The sequence below is a fragment of the Solibacillus sp. NPDC093137 genome, assembly GCF_050280445.1.
Classification (GTDB): Bacteria; Bacillota; Bacilli; order Bacillales_A; family Planococcaceae; genus Solibacillus; species Solibacillus isronensis_B.
The window spans coordinates 1,966,906-1,983,080 of the sequence record NZ_JBNNVH010000001.1 but is presented as its reverse complement, the minus strand read 5'-3'; the positions used below and the strand labels follow the sequence as shown (position 1 = coordinate 1,983,080).

At 38.8% G+C, this 16,175-nt stretch carries 16 protein-coding genes; 11 read left to right on the top strand and 5 right to left on the bottom strand.

The annotated features are described in order from the left end of the window. Positions 1-4: 4 nt before the first annotated feature. Positions 5-547: a helix-turn-helix domain-containing protein gene (locus ACQKN3_RS10100; protein ID WP_427711107.1), complete on the bottom strand. Its 543-nt coding sequence runs from the start codon at positions 545-547 to the stop codon at positions 5-7. Between the two features lie 224 nt (positions 548-771). Between ACQKN3_RS10100 and ACQKN3_RS10095 the strand changes: the two genes are divergently transcribed. Further along, a complete protein-coding gene (locus ACQKN3_RS10095) occupies positions 772-1,200 on the top strand; it encodes a redoxin domain-containing protein (RefSeq protein WP_251689594.1) in 429 nt (142 codons plus the stop codon). A 60-nt stretch (positions 1,201-1,260) separates the two neighbouring features. Then, a complete protein-coding gene (locus tag ACQKN3_RS10090; protein WP_251689592.1) occupies positions 1,261-1,923 on the top strand; it encodes a potassium channel family protein in 663 nt (220 codons plus the stop codon). Positions 1,924-2,024: 101 nt separating this feature from the next. Here the strand turns inward: ACQKN3_RS10090 and rnjA are convergent, their stop codons facing one another. Beyond that, entirely contained in the window at positions 2,025-3,692 is a 1,668-nt protein-coding gene (rnjA, locus tag ACQKN3_RS10085; protein ID WP_008403476.1) for a ribonuclease J1, read from the bottom strand. 5 nt (positions 3,693-3,697) lie between these two features. Further along, positions 3,698-3,907 carry a DNA-dependent RNA polymerase subunit epsilon gene (locus tag ACQKN3_RS10080; RefSeq protein WP_008403475.1) on the bottom strand — a complete coding sequence of 70 codons (210 nt, stop codon included), beginning with the start codon at positions 3,905-3,907 and terminating at the stop codon, positions 3,698-3,700. A gap of 340 nt (positions 3,908-4,247) precedes the next feature. Here ACQKN3_RS10080 and ACQKN3_RS10075 point away from each other — a divergent pair, with 340 nt between their 5' ends. Continuing rightward, positions 4,248-5,018 (top strand): Cof-type HAD-IIB family hydrolase, encoded by a 771-nt coding sequence (locus tag ACQKN3_RS10075; RefSeq protein WP_427711103.1) that lies wholly within the window; start codon positions 4,248-4,250, stop codon positions 5,016-5,018. 329 nt (positions 5,019-5,347) lie between these two features. Here ACQKN3_RS10075 and def read toward each other — a convergent pair whose 3' ends face one another. Then, on the bottom strand, positions 5,348-5,905 hold the full coding sequence (gene def / locus ACQKN3_RS10070) for a peptide deformylase (RefSeq protein ID WP_251689588.1): 558 nt from the start codon (positions 5,903-5,905) through the stop codon (positions 5,348-5,350). Positions 5,906-6,288: 383 nt separating this feature from the next. On the opposite strand from def, the gene pdhA reads away from it, so the two are divergent. The 7 genes from pdhA to ACQKN3_RS10035 all read left to right on the top strand — a co-directional run bounded on the left by pdhA (position 6,289) and on the right by ACQKN3_RS10035 (position 13,564). Continuing rightward, positions 6,289-7,404, top strand: a complete 1,116-nt coding sequence (gene pdhA, locus ACQKN3_RS10065) for a pyruvate dehydrogenase (acetyl-transferring) E1 component subunit alpha (protein ID WP_427711101.1) — start codon at positions 6,289-6,291, stop codon at positions 7,402-7,404. A gap of 3 nt (positions 7,405-7,407) precedes the next feature. After that, positions 7,408-8,385, top strand: coding sequence for an alpha-ketoacid dehydrogenase subunit beta (locus ACQKN3_RS10060; protein WP_251689586.1), 978 nt, complete (start codon positions 7,408-7,410; stop codon positions 8,383-8,385). Positions 8,386-8,403: 18 nt separating this feature from the next. Beyond that, positions 8,404-9,777, top strand: a complete 1,374-nt coding sequence (locus tag ACQKN3_RS10055; protein ID WP_251689584.1) for a dihydrolipoamide acetyltransferase family protein — start codon at positions 8,404-8,406, stop codon at positions 9,775-9,777. A gap of 4 nt (positions 9,778-9,781) precedes the next feature. Continuing rightward, on the top strand, positions 9,782-11,194 hold the full coding sequence (gene lpdA / locus ACQKN3_RS10050) for a dihydrolipoyl dehydrogenase (protein ID WP_427711098.1): 1,413 nt from the start codon (positions 9,782-9,784) through the stop codon (positions 11,192-11,194). A 299-nt stretch (positions 11,195-11,493) separates the two neighbouring features. Then, positions 11,494-12,078, top strand: coding sequence for a hypothetical protein (locus ACQKN3_RS10045; RefSeq protein ID WP_251689578.1), 585 nt, complete (start codon positions 11,494-11,496; stop codon positions 12,076-12,078). A gap of 420 nt (positions 12,079-12,498) precedes the next feature. Further along, a complete protein-coding gene (locus ACQKN3_RS10040; RefSeq protein WP_251689577.1) occupies positions 12,499-12,912 on the top strand; it encodes a CidA/LrgA family protein in 414 nt (137 codons plus the stop codon). Next, positions 12,875-13,564: an LrgB family protein gene (locus ACQKN3_RS10035; RefSeq protein ID WP_285848813.1), complete on the top strand. Its 690-nt coding sequence runs from the start codon at positions 12,875-12,877 to the stop codon at positions 13,562-13,564. Before ACQKN3_RS10040 ends, ACQKN3_RS10035 begins: the two co-directional genes overlap by 38 nt. Before the next feature lie 36 nt (positions 13,565-13,600). Here ACQKN3_RS10035 and ACQKN3_RS10030 read toward each other — a convergent pair whose 3' ends face one another. After that, positions 13,601-15,070, bottom strand: coding sequence for an aminotransferase class I/II-fold pyridoxal phosphate-dependent enzyme (locus ACQKN3_RS10030; protein ID WP_251689573.1), 1,470 nt, complete (start codon positions 15,068-15,070; stop codon positions 13,601-13,603). A 126-nt stretch (positions 15,071-15,196) separates the two neighbouring features. Here ACQKN3_RS10030 and ACQKN3_RS10025 point away from each other — a divergent pair, with 126 nt between their 5' ends. Next, a complete protein-coding gene (locus ACQKN3_RS10025; RefSeq protein WP_427711095.1) occupies positions 15,197-16,156 on the top strand; it encodes an NAD(P)H-dependent flavin oxidoreductase in 960 nt (319 codons plus the stop codon). Positions 16,157-16,175 lie beyond the last annotated feature (19 nt).

Here is a 16,175-nt window from a genome sequence, read left to right as displayed (position 1 = left end):
TAATTTATAAATATGATTGTGTCGCGACAAGGAGCAATTTTGTTATGCCACTGTGCGCATTGAAAATTTGATGGTTGGAAGATGCTTCGTAATATACGGCATCACCTTCACTTGCTATGTATTCATCATTGCCCAAAACGACTCGAATCCGTCCGTTTTGAACATAGATGAACGTCTCTGCCAGTGACGGCTCAAATGCTTTAAATTCTGCATCTTTTTGCAATGTAATGAAAACAGGCTCCATTTCCTTTTCATTTGAAGTAGGAATAAGCCACTCGATTTCATATTTTTTATCCTGATCAATAAAGCATGTTTGATCATCTTTTGTGAAAACAATTTTTTCATTTTCTTGCGTATCATCAAAAAAGTCTCGCGGTGTACACCCGAGAACTTCCAGTAAGTTAAACAATGTTTCAATGGAAGGGGAATTTAAGTCTCGCTCCAATTGCGAAATATAACCTTTCGTTAAATCAGTACGTTCCCCAAGCTCTTCCTGGGTAAGCCCTTTTTTTATACGAAGGGCTTTAATTTTTGAACCAATTTGCATATAGTCACACCCCTTATATTTTTCGCTCAATAGTTTACTGTTTATAAACCTTGAGTAAGGAAGTTTACTTTTACATTACTTTAAGTTTACGAAAGCAATAATAATTATACCTAATAAATATGTATTTTCAAGGGTCTTGTCCAAATATATTGATATACGTATTGGGGCATTTGAATGGTACCGAAAAATCCGTCATTACATATGTTACAACGAGGTGAATATAAATGAGAATTCGAACAATAATGCCATCGCTAAGTGGCGCGACGAAAATATTAAATCGGGAGAATACTTACGAAGAAAATGCTAAAGCAACATTGGTTTATTTCTGGTCAATGAGCTGTTCGGAATGTGCCCATTCCATCAAAAACTTGAAGGAATTGGAGCGGATATTTGGGGATCGGTTAGCGGTTCATGCGATTCATATGCCAAGAGAAGAGTCGGATTATTCGGAAGCCCTTGTAAAAGAGAAAATAAAGCAATTGGAATTAATATACCCTGTTTACCTTGATAATGAACTAAAAATAAGCGACAGGTTTGGAAACAAATTCGTACCTGCTTACTATATATTTGATCAACAGCAGCAATTACGCTTTTTTAAGGCGGGCTATTTTGCATTAAAATTACTGCAACAGAAAATAGAACGTATAATTTAATGACAACAGCTGTTTTGATACGTTAAACTAGTTGCAACTGGATGTTCGGAGGAGAATAGTATGAAAAAAGAATTCGTAGTAATAGGGCTGGGACGTTTTGGGGGAAGTATCGTACGTGAACTCGTTAAACAGGGAGCCAATGTAATGGCAATCGATACAGATAGTGAACGTGTCGATGAATATGCCCGTATTGCAACACAGGCTGTAGTAGCGGATACGACAGAAGAGGAAACGATCAAATCACTAGGTTTATGGAATTTCGAACATGTTATTGTAGCGATTGGAGAAGATATCCAATCGAGTATTTTAACGACGCTTATTTTGAAAGAGCTCGGCGTTCCGCAAATTACAGTAAAGGCGCAAAACGACTACCATGAAAAAGTATTGCTGAAAATCGGTGCGGATTTTGTTGTGCATCCTGAACGTGATATGGGTATCCGAATCGCTAATAACATGATGTCAAATAGTGTTCTTGATTACTTGGAGATTTCAGGTGAACATTCAATCATGGAAATTAAAGCAAATGAAAGCATCGCCGGCCAATCGTTAATCGAGCTGGATGTACGGGCAAAATACGGTTTGAACATCGTCGGCATTACACGCGGTGATGAAATCATGATTTCCCCAAATGCAACCGAACGCATTCAAGTAGGGGATGTCCTGCTCATTATCGGTGCGGATGTTGATATTAACCGATTTGTGAAGAAGGTTATTCAGAAGTAAGTTAGACCGTTGTTGACGATAATAAATTTGGATATAACTAAAAATCCATCATCTTGCGAAAGCAAAATGATGGATTTTTTATATTGAGGACTAGTCCCGTTTTATACTTCCATAATGATCGGTAAAATCATTGGACGACGTTTCGTTTTTTCATATAAATATGGGCCTAATACATCGGTAATTTCATTTTTCAAATCATTCCATTGTGTATCTTTTTCCTGAATTGTGCTGTTTAAATGATGGTTCAGCATTTTTTGTGCTTCATTGATCATCATGCCTGATTCACGCATATACACAAATCCGCGAGAAATAATATCTGGACCAGAAACAATTTTGTTTTTAGCCATATCGACACTTACGACTACGATGACTAAACCTTCTTCTGAAAGAATTCGTCGATCGCGTAATACGATATTGCCGATATCCCCAATTCCATTACCATCGATATACACATCGCCTGAAGGAATGCGTCCTGCCACATGTGCTTCATTTGCACTTAATGCAAGAACATCACCATTTTCCATAACGAATGAGTTTTCCAATGGAACTTCACAAGCTTCAGCTAATTCAGTATGAATTTTCAACATGCGATATTCACCATGAATCGGCATAAAGAATTTCGGTTTCATTAAACGAAGCATAAGCTTTTGTTCTTGTTGAGAACCGTGACCTGAAGTATGGATATTATTTAATGCGCCATGGATAACTTCAGCACCAGCGCGGAATAATAAGTTGATGATTTTGTTTACGCTCATCGTGTTACCAGGAACCGGAGAAGATGAGAATACAACTGTATCACCAGGCTGGATTTGAATCTGACGGTGTGTACCGTTAGCAATACGTGATAATGCAGCCATTGGTTCACCTTGAGAACCGGTACATAAAATCATCACTTCATTTGCAGGTAAACGGTTTAAGCTTTGTATATCAACAAATGTTTCTTTAGGTGCTGTAATATAGCCTAATTCACGGCCGATTGTAATCGCATTATCCATTGAACGACCGAACACAGCAACTTTACGACCATATTTCACAGCTGCATCAGTTGCCTGTTGTAAACGGTGGATATTTGAAGCGAATGTTGCAAAAATAATACGTCCGTCAACTTTACGGAAAATTTCGTCAATGCTTTTCCCGACTGTACGTTCAGACATTGTAAAATCAGGCTTTTCGGCATTTGTACTATCCGATAGTAAACAAAGGACGCCATCACGGCCGATTTCTGCCATTTTCGTCAAGTTAGCAGGCTCGCCTACTGGAGTAAAGTCAAACTTAAAGTCACCAGTATGCACAATATTACCCGGTGGTGTCTTGATGACAATACCATATGCATCTGGAATACTATGTGTTGTACGGAAGAAGCTAACAGCTGTTTTACGGAATTTAATGACATCATTCTCTTTAAATTCAATCAGTTTTGTTGTACGTAATAAGCCATGCTCTTCTAATTTGTTGCGAAGTAGACCTAGTGCAAGTTTTCCGCCGTATACAGGAATATTAACTTGACGTAATAAATAAGGAATACCACCGATATGATCTTCGTGACCATGTGTTATAAATAAGCCTTTGATTTTGTCTACGTTTCGAACTAAATACGTATAGTCTGGAATTACATAGTCAATGCCAAGCAAATCGTCTTCAGGGAATTTAATACCTGCATCTATTAGTATGATTTCATCTTGGAATTGTACTGCATATGTGTTTTTGCCGATTTCGCCCAGTCCGCCGAGTGCGAATACAGCCGCTTGATCATTCTTAACGAATTTCATAACAATTAAGCGTTCTCCAGACGGAAATTCGGGCTATTTTGTTCATATTCTAAATAGTTGCCTTCTAGAAGTTGAACAAGTTCGATATTGTAGTTACGGTCTTTTAAATAGTGACGTACTTCACGTTCAGATGACGCCTCTAAATAAAGTGTTTTTGTGTTTTCGCGAACTGGAATCTCAGAAATGTTTTCTTGATAATAGACTTTGTAAATCATAGTTACTCTCCTTTAAGTACGAACATTATTACTGCACTTCTAACTTGTAGAAAAATGCATTTCCTTTATATTATCACGGGACTCCTTTAAAATAAAGAAAAGCCCTTCAAATTTCGTGAACAGTAAAGTGGGCACGAATGAAAAAAATGGCACGTCCTGTAATCGGGCGTACCACTCTAAATGAAGTGTTAGGCAATTAATTTTTTTCCGAGGATGCCATTTAATCGTTTTCGCCATTTCTTTTTGAGACGTTTTAACATAGGTCATCACTCCTCAAACTCATTATACTAAATATTCAGATTTTTGTAAAGGGCCTACAAAAATAAAGGAGCGTTATAAATTGAAGAAAATATTATTTTTTGATGTAGACGGTACTCTATACAATTCAGATAAAAAATTACCTGCTTCAGCAAAGGAAGCGATATTCAAGGCGCGCGAAAACGGTCATGAAATTGCGATTGCAACAGGACGTGCTCCATTTATGATAAAAGATATACTGGAAGAGCTTAAAATCGATACATATGTGACATTTAACGGGCAATATGTCGTTTATCAAGGTGAAGTCGTTTATACAGATCAAATCGCCAACGAAACTTTAACAGAAATTCTGGAATTTGGCGCACAGCGGAACCATCCGTTAGTTTTCCTGAATGAAAAGGAAATGATCGCTAGCGAAAGCGACTATGAAAGTGTGGAAAGCAGTTTAGCAACACTTCAATATCCGTATCCGCAAATTGATCCGCAATACTATTTGCATACACCGGTTTATCAAACACTTGTATTTATAGAAGAAAAAGATCAGCCTATTTATGAGCATCAATTCCCGCAAGTGCAATTTATCCGCTGGCATCCTTTCTCTTGTGATGTGCTGCCAGATGGTGGTTCAAAGGCAAATGGCATTCGAAAATTGCTGGAACATATTAATTTTCCGGTAGAGGATGTTATTACATTTGGCGATGGATTAAACGATATGGAAATGCTTTCGGAATTTGGCTATAGTGTTGCGATGGAAAATGGTCATGAACGGGCAAAGGAAGTGGCTTCAATGATTACGGGGCATGTGGACAATGACGGCTTGGCTGACGCGATGAAGAAGTTGAAGTTGATATAGTTAGGTTAGGAAAAGCGTTGTGAAAATATATTTTTCGCAGCGTTTTTTGTTTGTCAAATGGGAATTTGCTTTATTTGAACAATGTTAATGTTTATTAGAAACTTGGATGTCGATATTAGAAGGAATGGCAAGGGTTTTAGAACATCGCACGGCCATTTTAGAATGGACAGTTATATTAGAAAATCTCATTTTTATTAGAACATTTAAAAGGATATTAGAACATTTACGATTTTATTAGAACATTCAAAAGCTAAAATGACTTTCTTCTATAGTAACTGATCAAAAAAAGAACCCATTTTCGCTAATAACGAAAATGGGTTCCGCAGAAGTTAGTCTCTTCCGAATGGAATGCTGTTTTCTAATTGGACAAACGGGTCTTTTTCATCGATTCGATCGTAAAACATGACTCCGTTTAAATGATCAAGTTCGTGCTGGAACGCGATTGCAGGAAGTCCTGATAAACGCATTTTCTTTTCTTCTCCGTCTACTGTCATAAACTTCACAGTGATACGTGCATAGCGATAGACATAGCCAGGCACGGCACGGTCTACAGATAAGCAGCCTTCGCCACTTGTTATATAAGTCTGTTCAACAGAATGGCTTACAATTTTAGGGTTAACTGCGACAAAGCTGATCTGTTCGCCGTTTTCATCTTCCAAATGCAGTGCAAACATACGTTTTAAACTGTTTACCTGGTTTGCAGCTAAGCCGATGCCGCCGCGTAAATTATATTTTTCAGCAATTTCAGGATTTTGGCTATTAATTAAATATTGCAGCATATCATCTGCGAGTTGTCGATCTTCTGCAGATAACGGAAAAGTAACTTCCTCCGCGCGGGTACGTAAAGTAGGGTGTCCTTCACGGATAATATGTTCCATTAAAATCATGTGAAACTTCCTTTCAGTTCAAACTTATATGTGTAAGTATACACGACTCTCCGGAATCGAAGTAAGAAAAAACCTTTTCCAAAAGAAATTTATCATAATTTCAGATTTAACAATTCATTATAAGGGAATGAATAAATCGTGCGGTGTTATAAATTAAATAATAAAATTTATTGGATGTTTTTTCTATTATAGTACAGAGGTGATTCCGGTGTAATACAGGTAATGTAACTGTATCAGTTTCGTTAGATGTGAGGAAAAATCTTTAATTAAGATGATAAACAATGATTGACCGATAGAATTTTATTCTTTATACTCGGGTTATAGAAACGTTGTACTAGTAAAAAATGAATTTTTTTTAATACAGTTCAAAGGGGATGTAAACAATGGCAGAAAAAATGAAGAATCAATTGGACCCAGCTGGAACGTTACAGGAAATTGAAAGTAAGTTTGAGATGTTCCAAATTCTAAACGAGCAGGGTGAAATAGTAAATGAAGCGGCAATGCCGGAATTAACGGACGAGCAATTAGTTGAATTGATGGAACGTATGGTTTACGTACGTATTTTAGATCAACGTTCGATTTCGTTAAACCGTCAAGGACGTCTTGGTTTCTATGCACCGACTGCTGGTCAGGAAGCTTCACAACTTGCATCACATTATGCTTTGGAAAAAGAAGACTGGATTTTGCCGGGCTATCGTGATGTTCCACAAATCGTTATGCACGGTTTACCGTTATGGAAGGCATTTTTATTCAGCCGCGGTCACTTCATTGGTAACCAAGTACCGGAAGGCGTTAATGTATTGGCACCACAAATTATTATCGGTGCACAATATATCCAAACTGCTGGTGTAGCACTTGGTTTACAAAAACGTGGTTCAAAAACAGTTGCGATTACGTATACAGGTGATGGTGGTTCATCACAGGGTGATTTCTACGAAGGAATTAACTTTGCAGGTGCATTCAAATCACCGGCGATCTTCATCGTACAAAACAACCAATATGCAATTTCAACACCGCGTGAATTACAGACATCTGCTAAAACAATTGCACAAAAAGGTGTAGCGGCAGGTATTCCATGTGTATTAGTAGACGGAATGGACCCATTAGCAGTATATGCAGCGACAAAGGATGCGCGTGACCGTGCAGTTCGTGGTGAAGGGCCAACATTAATCGAAACAATGTGTTACCGTTATGGGCCACATACGATGGCGGGGGATGACCCGACACGTTACCGTACAACGGATATCGACAACGAATGGGCTGCGAAAGATCCACTAGTACGCTTCCGCACATTCCTTGAAGGTAAAGGTTTATGGGATGAACAAAAAGAAGAAGCAGTAATTGAGCGTGCTAAAGAAGAGATTAAAGATGCTATTAAACAAGCAGACCAAGCACCAAAACAAAAAGTTACTGAATTAATGGAAAATATGTACGCTGGAGAAATGCCGGCGAACTTAAAAGAACAGTATGCGATTTATAAAGAGAAGGAGTCGAAATAAGCCATGGCACAAATGACAATGATTCAAGCAATTACAGATGCATTACGTTGCGAATTAAAAAATGACGAGAACGTTTTAGTATTCGGTGAAGACGTTGGTGTAAACGGCGGGGTATTCCGTGCAACTGAAGGTCTTCAAAAAGAATTCGGCGTTGATCGTGTATTTGATACGCCACTTGCAGAATCAGGAATCGGTGGTTTAGCAATTGGTTTAGCGTTAACTGGATATCGTCCAGTACCTGAAATTCAATTTTTCGGCTTCGTATTCGAAGTAATGGATTCTATCAGCGGGCAATTGGCTCGTATGAGATACCGTTCAGGTGGTACGTATAATGCACCAGTAACAATCCGCTCTCCATTTGGCGGTGGTGTTCATACGCCTGAAATGCACTCGGATTCTTTAGAAGGGTTGATGGCTCAATCACCAGGATTAAAAGTTGTTATTCCCTCAACACCATATGATGCAAAAGGTTTAATGATTGCTTCGATTCGTGATGATAATCCGGTTATTTTCTTAGAGCATTTAAAACTATACCGTTCATTCCGTGAAGAAGTTCCGGAAGAGTCATATACAATTGAATTGGGTAAAGCAGATGTAAAGCGTGAAGGAAAAGACCTTTCTATCATAGCTTACGGCTTAATGGTTCACGAAAGTCTAAAAGCGGCAGAAGAATTGGAAAAAGAAGGATACTCAGTAGAAGTAATCGATTTACGTACAATTCAGCCGTTAGATATCGAAACAATTATTGCGTCTGTTGAAAAAACAGGCCGCGCAATTGTTGTTCAGGAAGCGCAAAAGCAAGCAGGTATTGCGGCAAATGTAGTCGCAGAAATTACAGAACGTGCGATTCTATCATTGGAAGCGCCAGTATTACGTGTTGCTGCACCAGATACAATCTATTCATTCCCGCAAGCGGAAGGTGTATGGTTACCTACGTATAAAGATGTAATGGAAACCGCAAAGAAAGTCTTAACATTCTAAGAATTGAGGGTGAGATAAATGGCATTTACGTTTCGTTTACCAGATATCGGAGAAGGTATTCATGAAGGTGAAATCGTCAAGTGGTTCGTTAAACCTGGCGATCAAGTAAAAGAAGACGATATTTTAGCAGAAGTTCAAAATGATAAAGCAGTCGTTGAAATTCCGTCACCAGTTGATGGTACAGTAGAAGAAATCTATGTAGAAGAAGGAACGGTTGCGATTGTCGGGGATGCCTTAATCCGCTTTGATGCACCAGGCTATGAAGATTTAAAACTAAAAGGTGATGACCACCACGAATCGAATGAATCAAACAAAACAGAAGCACAAGTACAGTCTACTGCTGAGGCTGGCCAAAATGTGAAAAAAGAAGAAACTAAATCAGATAAAAGTGCAGACGCTGCTCAGCCGGAAGCTCCTGCTGAAACAGAAAAAGCTGCATCGCCATCTGAAACAGAAACTTCAGGCAAACGCATTATCGCAATGCCTTCTGTTCGTAAGTATGCTCGTGAAAAAGGTGTCGAGATTCAGCAAGTTTCAGGCACAGGCAAAAACGGCCGTGTGTTAAAAGAAGATATTGAGAGCTTCCTAAACGGAGGTCAACAGTCGGCTTCTGAAACAGAAGAAGTAAAAGAGACACAACAGCCACAAGCAGAAACAAAACAAGCTGCTCCTGTTGCACTTGAAGGCGAGTTCCCTGAAACACGCGAAAAAATGAGCGGTATCCGCAAAGCGATCGCCAAAGCGATGGTTCATTCTAAACATACGGCTCCGCACGTAACGTTAATGGATGAAGTGGACGTAACAGAACTTGTTGCACACCGCAAACAATTCAAAGATATTGCAGCAGAACAAGGTGTTAAATTAACGTATTTACCGTACGTTGTGAAGGCTTTAATCTCGACTTTACGTAAATATCCTGATTTCAACCGTTCGCTGGATGATGCGACACAAGAAATTATTCAAAAACATTATTATAATATTGGTATTGCGGCTGATACAGAAAAAGGTTTATTAGTTCCAGTAATTAAGCATGCTGATCGTAAGTCTGTATTTAGCTTATCACAGGAAATTAATGAATTGGCTGTAAAAGCACGTGATGGTAAGTTAGCAACGCATGAAATGAAAGGTGCGTCAATGTCGATTACAAATATCGGTTCAGCTGGTGGACAATGGTTCACACCAGTAATTAACCATCCTGAAGTGGCAATCTTAGGAATTGGCCGTATTTCAGAGAAACCAGTAATAAAAAATGGTGAAATTGTAGCAGCACATGTGTTAGCATTATCATTGAGCTTTGATCATCGAATGATCGATGGAGCGACTGCACAAAACGCTTTAAATCATTTAAAACGTTTATTAAGTGAGCCGCAACTATTATTAATGGAGGCGTAAAAAAATGGTAGTAGGAGATTTTCCAATCGAACTAGATACTCTTGTAGTAGGTTCTGGCCCTGGTGGTTATGTAGCAGCAATTCGTGCAGCACAAACAGGTCAAAAAGTAACAATCGTTGAACGTGGAGCATTAGGCGGGGTATGTTTAAATGTAGGTTGTATCCCTTCAAAAGCTTTAATTTCTGTAGGTCACCGCTTTGAAAATGCCCAACATTCAGATGATATGGGTGTTACAGCATCTGAAGTGAAATTAGACTGGTCTAAAGCACAAGCATTTAAAGACGGCGTTGTTAAAAAATTAGTAGGCGGCGTTGAAGGCTTATTAAAAGGAAACAAAGTAGACATCGTAAAAGGTGAAGCATACTTCGTGGATGCAAACACTATACGTGTTATCGACGGCGACAATGCTCAAACTTATACATTTAAAAATGCTATTTTAGCAACAGGATCTCGTCCAATCGAAATCCCAACATTTAAATTTACAAAACGTGTAGTAAGCTCAACTGGTGCATTATCTTTCCCTGAAGTACCAGGTAAATTAGTAGTTATCGGTGGCGGTTACATTGGTACAGAGCTTGGTTCAGCTTATGCTAACTTAGGTTCTCAAGTAACAATTATCGAAGGTGGTAAAGATATTTTAGCTGGTTTCGAAAAACAAATGACGCAAATCGTTAAAAAAGGTCTTAAGAAAAAGGGCGTTGAAGTTGTAGTAAACGCATCTGCTAAAGGCGTAGAAGAAAACGAAAATGGCGTAGTTGTTACTTATGAAGCGGGTGGCGAAGAAAAAACTGTTGAAGCAGATTACGTATTAGTAACTGTTGGTCGTCGTCCGAATACTGATGAAATGGGCTTAGAAGAAGTAGGTATTAAATTCGCAGAACGCGGATTATTGGAAGTAGACAAACAAAGTCGTACTTCAGTATCGAACATCTATGCAATCGGTGATATCGTTGCAGGTCCACAACTTGCTCACAAAGCTTCTTATGAAGGTAAAGTTGCTGCAGAAGCAATCGCTGGTGAACCATCAGAAGTTGATTACTTAGCAATTCCAGCAGTATGCTTCACAGATCCAGAAATGGCAACTGTAGGCTACTCTGAAGAGCAAGCAAAAGCGGAAGGTTTAGAAGTGAAAGCTGCTAAATTCCCATTCGCTGCAAACGGTCGTGCTTTAGCATTAAACGAAACAGAAGGTTTCGTGAAACTAGTAGCGCGTAAAGAAGACGGCTTATTAGTTGGTGCTCAAATCGTTGGTGTTGGTGCTTCTGATATGATCGCAGAAATGGCAACTGCTATTGAAGGCGGTATGACTGCAGAAGATATCGCATTAACTATCCACGCACACCCAACTTTAGGTGAAATTACAATGGAAGCTGCTGAAGTTTTACTAGGCAATCCAATCCATATTGTAACTAAATAATTATATTAAAATTTACACTGTCCATTTAAAATGGGCAGTGTTTTTTGTGGTTATGAATAACTAAGGGACAACTCATGAAAAAGAAAAATTGAATTATAATGGAAGAAATAAGTTTACCTCCATTATAAGGGGTGTTTTTAAATTGTAAAAAATGGTTATATATAACTGAAAGATTCATTTGGAAAATAAAAAAGTAGAGCAAACAAACTAAATGAAATTCGGCACAATTGTGAAATAAGCTCTAATTATTGGGGATGGACTGCTTGTAGGATTTCATTGATTAAGGGAGTTGTCACGATATGAATTATTCAAGTGAAAAAAAGAAACTGCAAAGTGAATGGATATCATCGACAGTTGTATTATTACTGGAGTTAAAAGAAGAAAAGCATGAGTGCCAGACAGATCGTTTTGCAACAATTGCACTAGATATATTAGTAAGGAAACTGCTTGAAGTGCAAAATGAAGATTTTACAATAGACTCTTATGAGTTGTTACAGCACGCTATATTCGATGCTATCAATATTAGGTCTACTGATATAGCGCAAGCTTATGACGGGCTGATTACAGCGGCAGGGAAACTTCAATCAAGCCATTTAATAATGGAATCACATTATCCATATAAATATATTAACAGGGAAAATTCGATCCAAAATGCCGAATCCGTTTTACGGGGGACATTGCAGGCTATTCTATTCAATATAAACCAATTTCCATTCAATGAAATGACAGATCAATCTGTCGATCAAATAAATCAGACAATGCAATTTGCAAAAGAGGCTATTGATGAAAATGCAACGGCACATGAACTGATTTTTGCTTTAAGAAGTGTTTTAGGATCACTAATGGATGTACAGCTAAAACAAAAAGGTAAAATGAAAAATTAATGATAACGACCTTTCAATTATTAGGAGCAGTTTGATGATTAAGTACATTTTAAATGAATATAACTGACTGAGGCTATCTTGTATAAATTTAAACAAGGTAGCTTTTCATGTTTTCTTAAATACAAAGTAATGAACCAAATTATAGTAGGAAAATAAAATAGACAGAAATTTCTAATGGACGTACAATAAAGTAAAACTTCAATCAGTGGGGCATCCCTATGATTAGAAGGAACACAAGTTAAAACCGTCACTTCCTGTGACAACGCTTGTGTGACCCACATCGTGTTGGCACGAACCAATCGGGCTTTTACGGGTAGCTGATCTCTCACCTATCCTTTTCGACCTATTTCCGTTTAGAGGCTGGAGAGTTACTACCTGATAATGCAGATGTGGGTAAAACTGTGTAAAGGGGTTTAGCTGGTGGAGATTATTCGTACTATTGCTCAAATTGGTATTATCATTTTGTTTTATCTCATTGGAGAATTTATCGTTTCGGTTACCGGTATTATTATACCTGGAAGTATTATCGGGTTAGTTATATTATGGCTTGCTCTTTACTTTAAAATTTTAAATGTGAAATACATACAAAACGGTGCCAGTTTTATGCTAACATTTTTAACATTGTTTTTTATTCCTTCAACAGTGGCAGTCATTAATTATCCGGAACTGCTCACGCTATCAGGAGGGCTTTTTGTTTTAGCTGTTATTATCAGTACAATTTTTGCGCTTGTCATTACGGGGAAAATAAGTAAATTGATAGAAAGAAAGGAACGCAAAATGAGGGAGGAAGAGAGTATTGCTGCATCTACTGCTAATTCTATTCATCATAAGTAGCACTGTTCTTCTTTTTATATTACTGAACAGGCTGTACTTGAAGGTTGGCCACCCATTATTATTGCCTATTTTAACGGCGACTTGTATTACAGTCATTATTTTACTAGTTTTTAATATTCCCTATGAAACATACATGGAAGGAGGTCAATGGATATCCAAAATGCTCGGTCCTGCAGTCGTAGCGTTGGCATTTCCTTTATACAACCAGCGGGAACTTATATTTAAATACAAATACTCGATTATTACGAGCATCATTGTCGCAATGCTCGCGGGTCTAATTAGCGTTGTAGCATTACTTTTACTTTTCGGGTCAAGCAAAGATTTTATCCTCACTTCATTACCGAAATCATTAACAACACCTGTTGCAATGCAAGTAAGTGATATTGTTGGCGGGATACCGCCGCTGACTGCTGTAATGGTAATGGTGGCAGGGTTTACTGGTGCCATATTAGGTCCGGTACTTTTTAAATTATTTAAAATTGATACGGCGATCAGTCGAGGAGTCGCTATGGGAAGTGCCTCGCATGGTGTCGGATTGACAAAATTAAAGGAGTATAGTGAAGAAGATTTATCGATTGGCTCACTCTCTATGGGGCTTAGCGCGGTTGTAGGGGCCTTTATTATTCCGCTTATATCGATTTATTTATTTTAAAAAAGACAGACAGCATTTAGCTGTCTGTCAGAAATATTAATAAATCGCTTTCCGCTCTTTAATAACACGAATATTTTTTAATGTACTGTCTTCAGGTCCTTGAACAGGGAGACCTGCTTCAATATTCATCTTAATAAAATCGATATTGCTTTGCGTAATTATTTCCCCGGGAATAAATATTGGAATGCCCGGTGGGTACACCATTATAAATTCTGCGCAAATATATCCTTCTGCCTGTGCAAGAGGAATACTTTCCGTTTGTGCATAAAATGCATCACGCGGCGTCATGGCAAGAGCGGGAATTTCAGGTATTTGAACATTTGTTTCAGTAATCGATGCTTCCGATTCGAAGTTTTTCGACATACGTGTCAAAGCATTGACAAGTAAATTAATTTCTTTTTTCGAATCTCCAATTGTTACTAAGCATAAAATATTGTATAGATCGGACAACTCTACTTCTAAGTTAGCGTTATGACGTAACCATTCTTCTGCAACATGGCCGGTAATGCCTAAATCTTTAACGCAAATTAACAGCTTTAACGGATCCATATCAAATGTAGCCGAAGTTCCGAGTTTTTCACGTCCTACACAATGTAGATGCGGAATTGCATTAATGCGTTTACGGGCATCTTTTGCCAAACGGATTGCTTCGTCCAATAAATCATATCCATGGACAGCAAGCTGGCGACGTGCCGTATCTAAAGACGCCAGTAAGGGATAGGAAGTCGATGTCGTTGTTAGCATGGAGAATACAGCCTGTACTCTTTTGGCTGTTACAAGGCCTTCTCTGACGTTTAAGACAGAACTGCCTGTCATGGAGCCGCCAAGCTTATGTGTGCTCGTAGCAGCCATATCCGCGCCGGCCTGCATTGCAGATAACGGCAACTCATCATGGAATTTAATATGAACGCCATGAGCTTCATCCACAATTACTGGAATATTACGTGCATGTACAATTTCGACAATGCGTTTTAAATCTGCTACAAAACCGAAATATGTCGGGTTGATGACAAGTACGGCTTTCGCATCTGGATATGTCGTCAATGCGCGCTCAACGGACTCTGGTGAAATACCATGAGAAATGCCGAGCTCACTGTCAACTTCCGGATGGATAAAAATAGGGATAGCACCTGCAAAAACAATCGCTGACATAATCGATTTATGTACATTCCGCGGTACTATAATTTTATCGCCTGGGCCAACGACAGTCATAATCATCGTCATAATGGCGCCACTAGTACCTTGCACGGAAAAAAATGTATGGTCAGCACCAAAGGCTTCAGCAGCAAGGTTTTGTGCTTGCATAATCACACCTTTAGGAGCGTGTAAATCATCTAGTGGAGCAATATTAATTAAATCAATTGATAAAACGTTGTCGCCTACAAATTCTCTGTAAGCTGGATCCATACCTTGCCCTTTTTTATGGCCTGGGATATGAAACTGGATAGGGTGTCTGTTGCGATGCTTAAGTAATGCATCAAACAAAGGAGTCTCTAACTGTGACAACGCAGGTACCACCTCACTATATAGTATTTTTTAAAAACAAATGAATTATAGCACCTATTAAAGTTGCTGACTATATAAATATTTTAATCAACTGAATTGACAGTTATTATTTTAGGAGGAATAACAATGAAATGGCAAACAAAAGTAACTGATTTACTACAAATTCAATACCCGATTATTCAGGGGGGATTAGCATACCTGGCCTACTCGGAGCTTGCTGCAGCGGTTTCGAATGCAGGAGCCTTAGGACAGATTACCGCAATGAGCTTGCCGTCACCGGAAGCGTTAAAAGAAGAAATAAAAAAAGTGAGAGAAATGACAGATCGGCCATTTGGAGTAAACTTTGCGATAGGAATGCATGGAAAAGGATACGAAAAGATGATCGAGGTGGCTGGTGAAATGGGTGTACCTGTAGTAACAATTACTGGGGGAAATCCTGCACCGATATTCGACATATTAAAAGATGCATCATGTAAAAAACTTGTACTTGTTGCTGCGAAACGACAAGCTCAGAAAGCTGAACAGCTGGGAGCGGATGCAGTTATGGTAGTTGGACAAGAAGGCGGTGGCCATTTAGGAAGAGATGATGTCGGAACAATGGTGCTCGTACCGCAAGTAGTCGATAGTGTATCGATTCCGGTTATCGCTTCAGGGGGAATTGGAGATGGCCGAGGATGGATGGCAGCACATGCATTAGGGGCGGAAGGAATTGAAATGGGGACACGCTTTATTGCGACAAAAGAATGTGTACACGCTTCTCTAGCATACAAACAGGCACTGATTGAAAGTGAAGAAACGGATACGACGATTATTAAACGCTCGATCGGTGCACCTGCCCGAGTAATCCGCAATGCATTTACAGATGAGATTTTAGAAGTAGAGCAAAAAACGCCTACATATGAAGCGCTGAAATCATATATTAGCGGTGAAGCAAACAAAAATTTCATTTACGGTGGCGATGCGACAAAAGGTTACGGCTGGGCGGGTCAAGTAACGGGATTAATTCAAGATGTACCGACAGCTGAAGAATTAATTCAGCGTATGGTTGTACAAGCGGAAAAAATCCGTTTAAAATGGGGTCAGTAATAATTAAAGGCAGGTAATA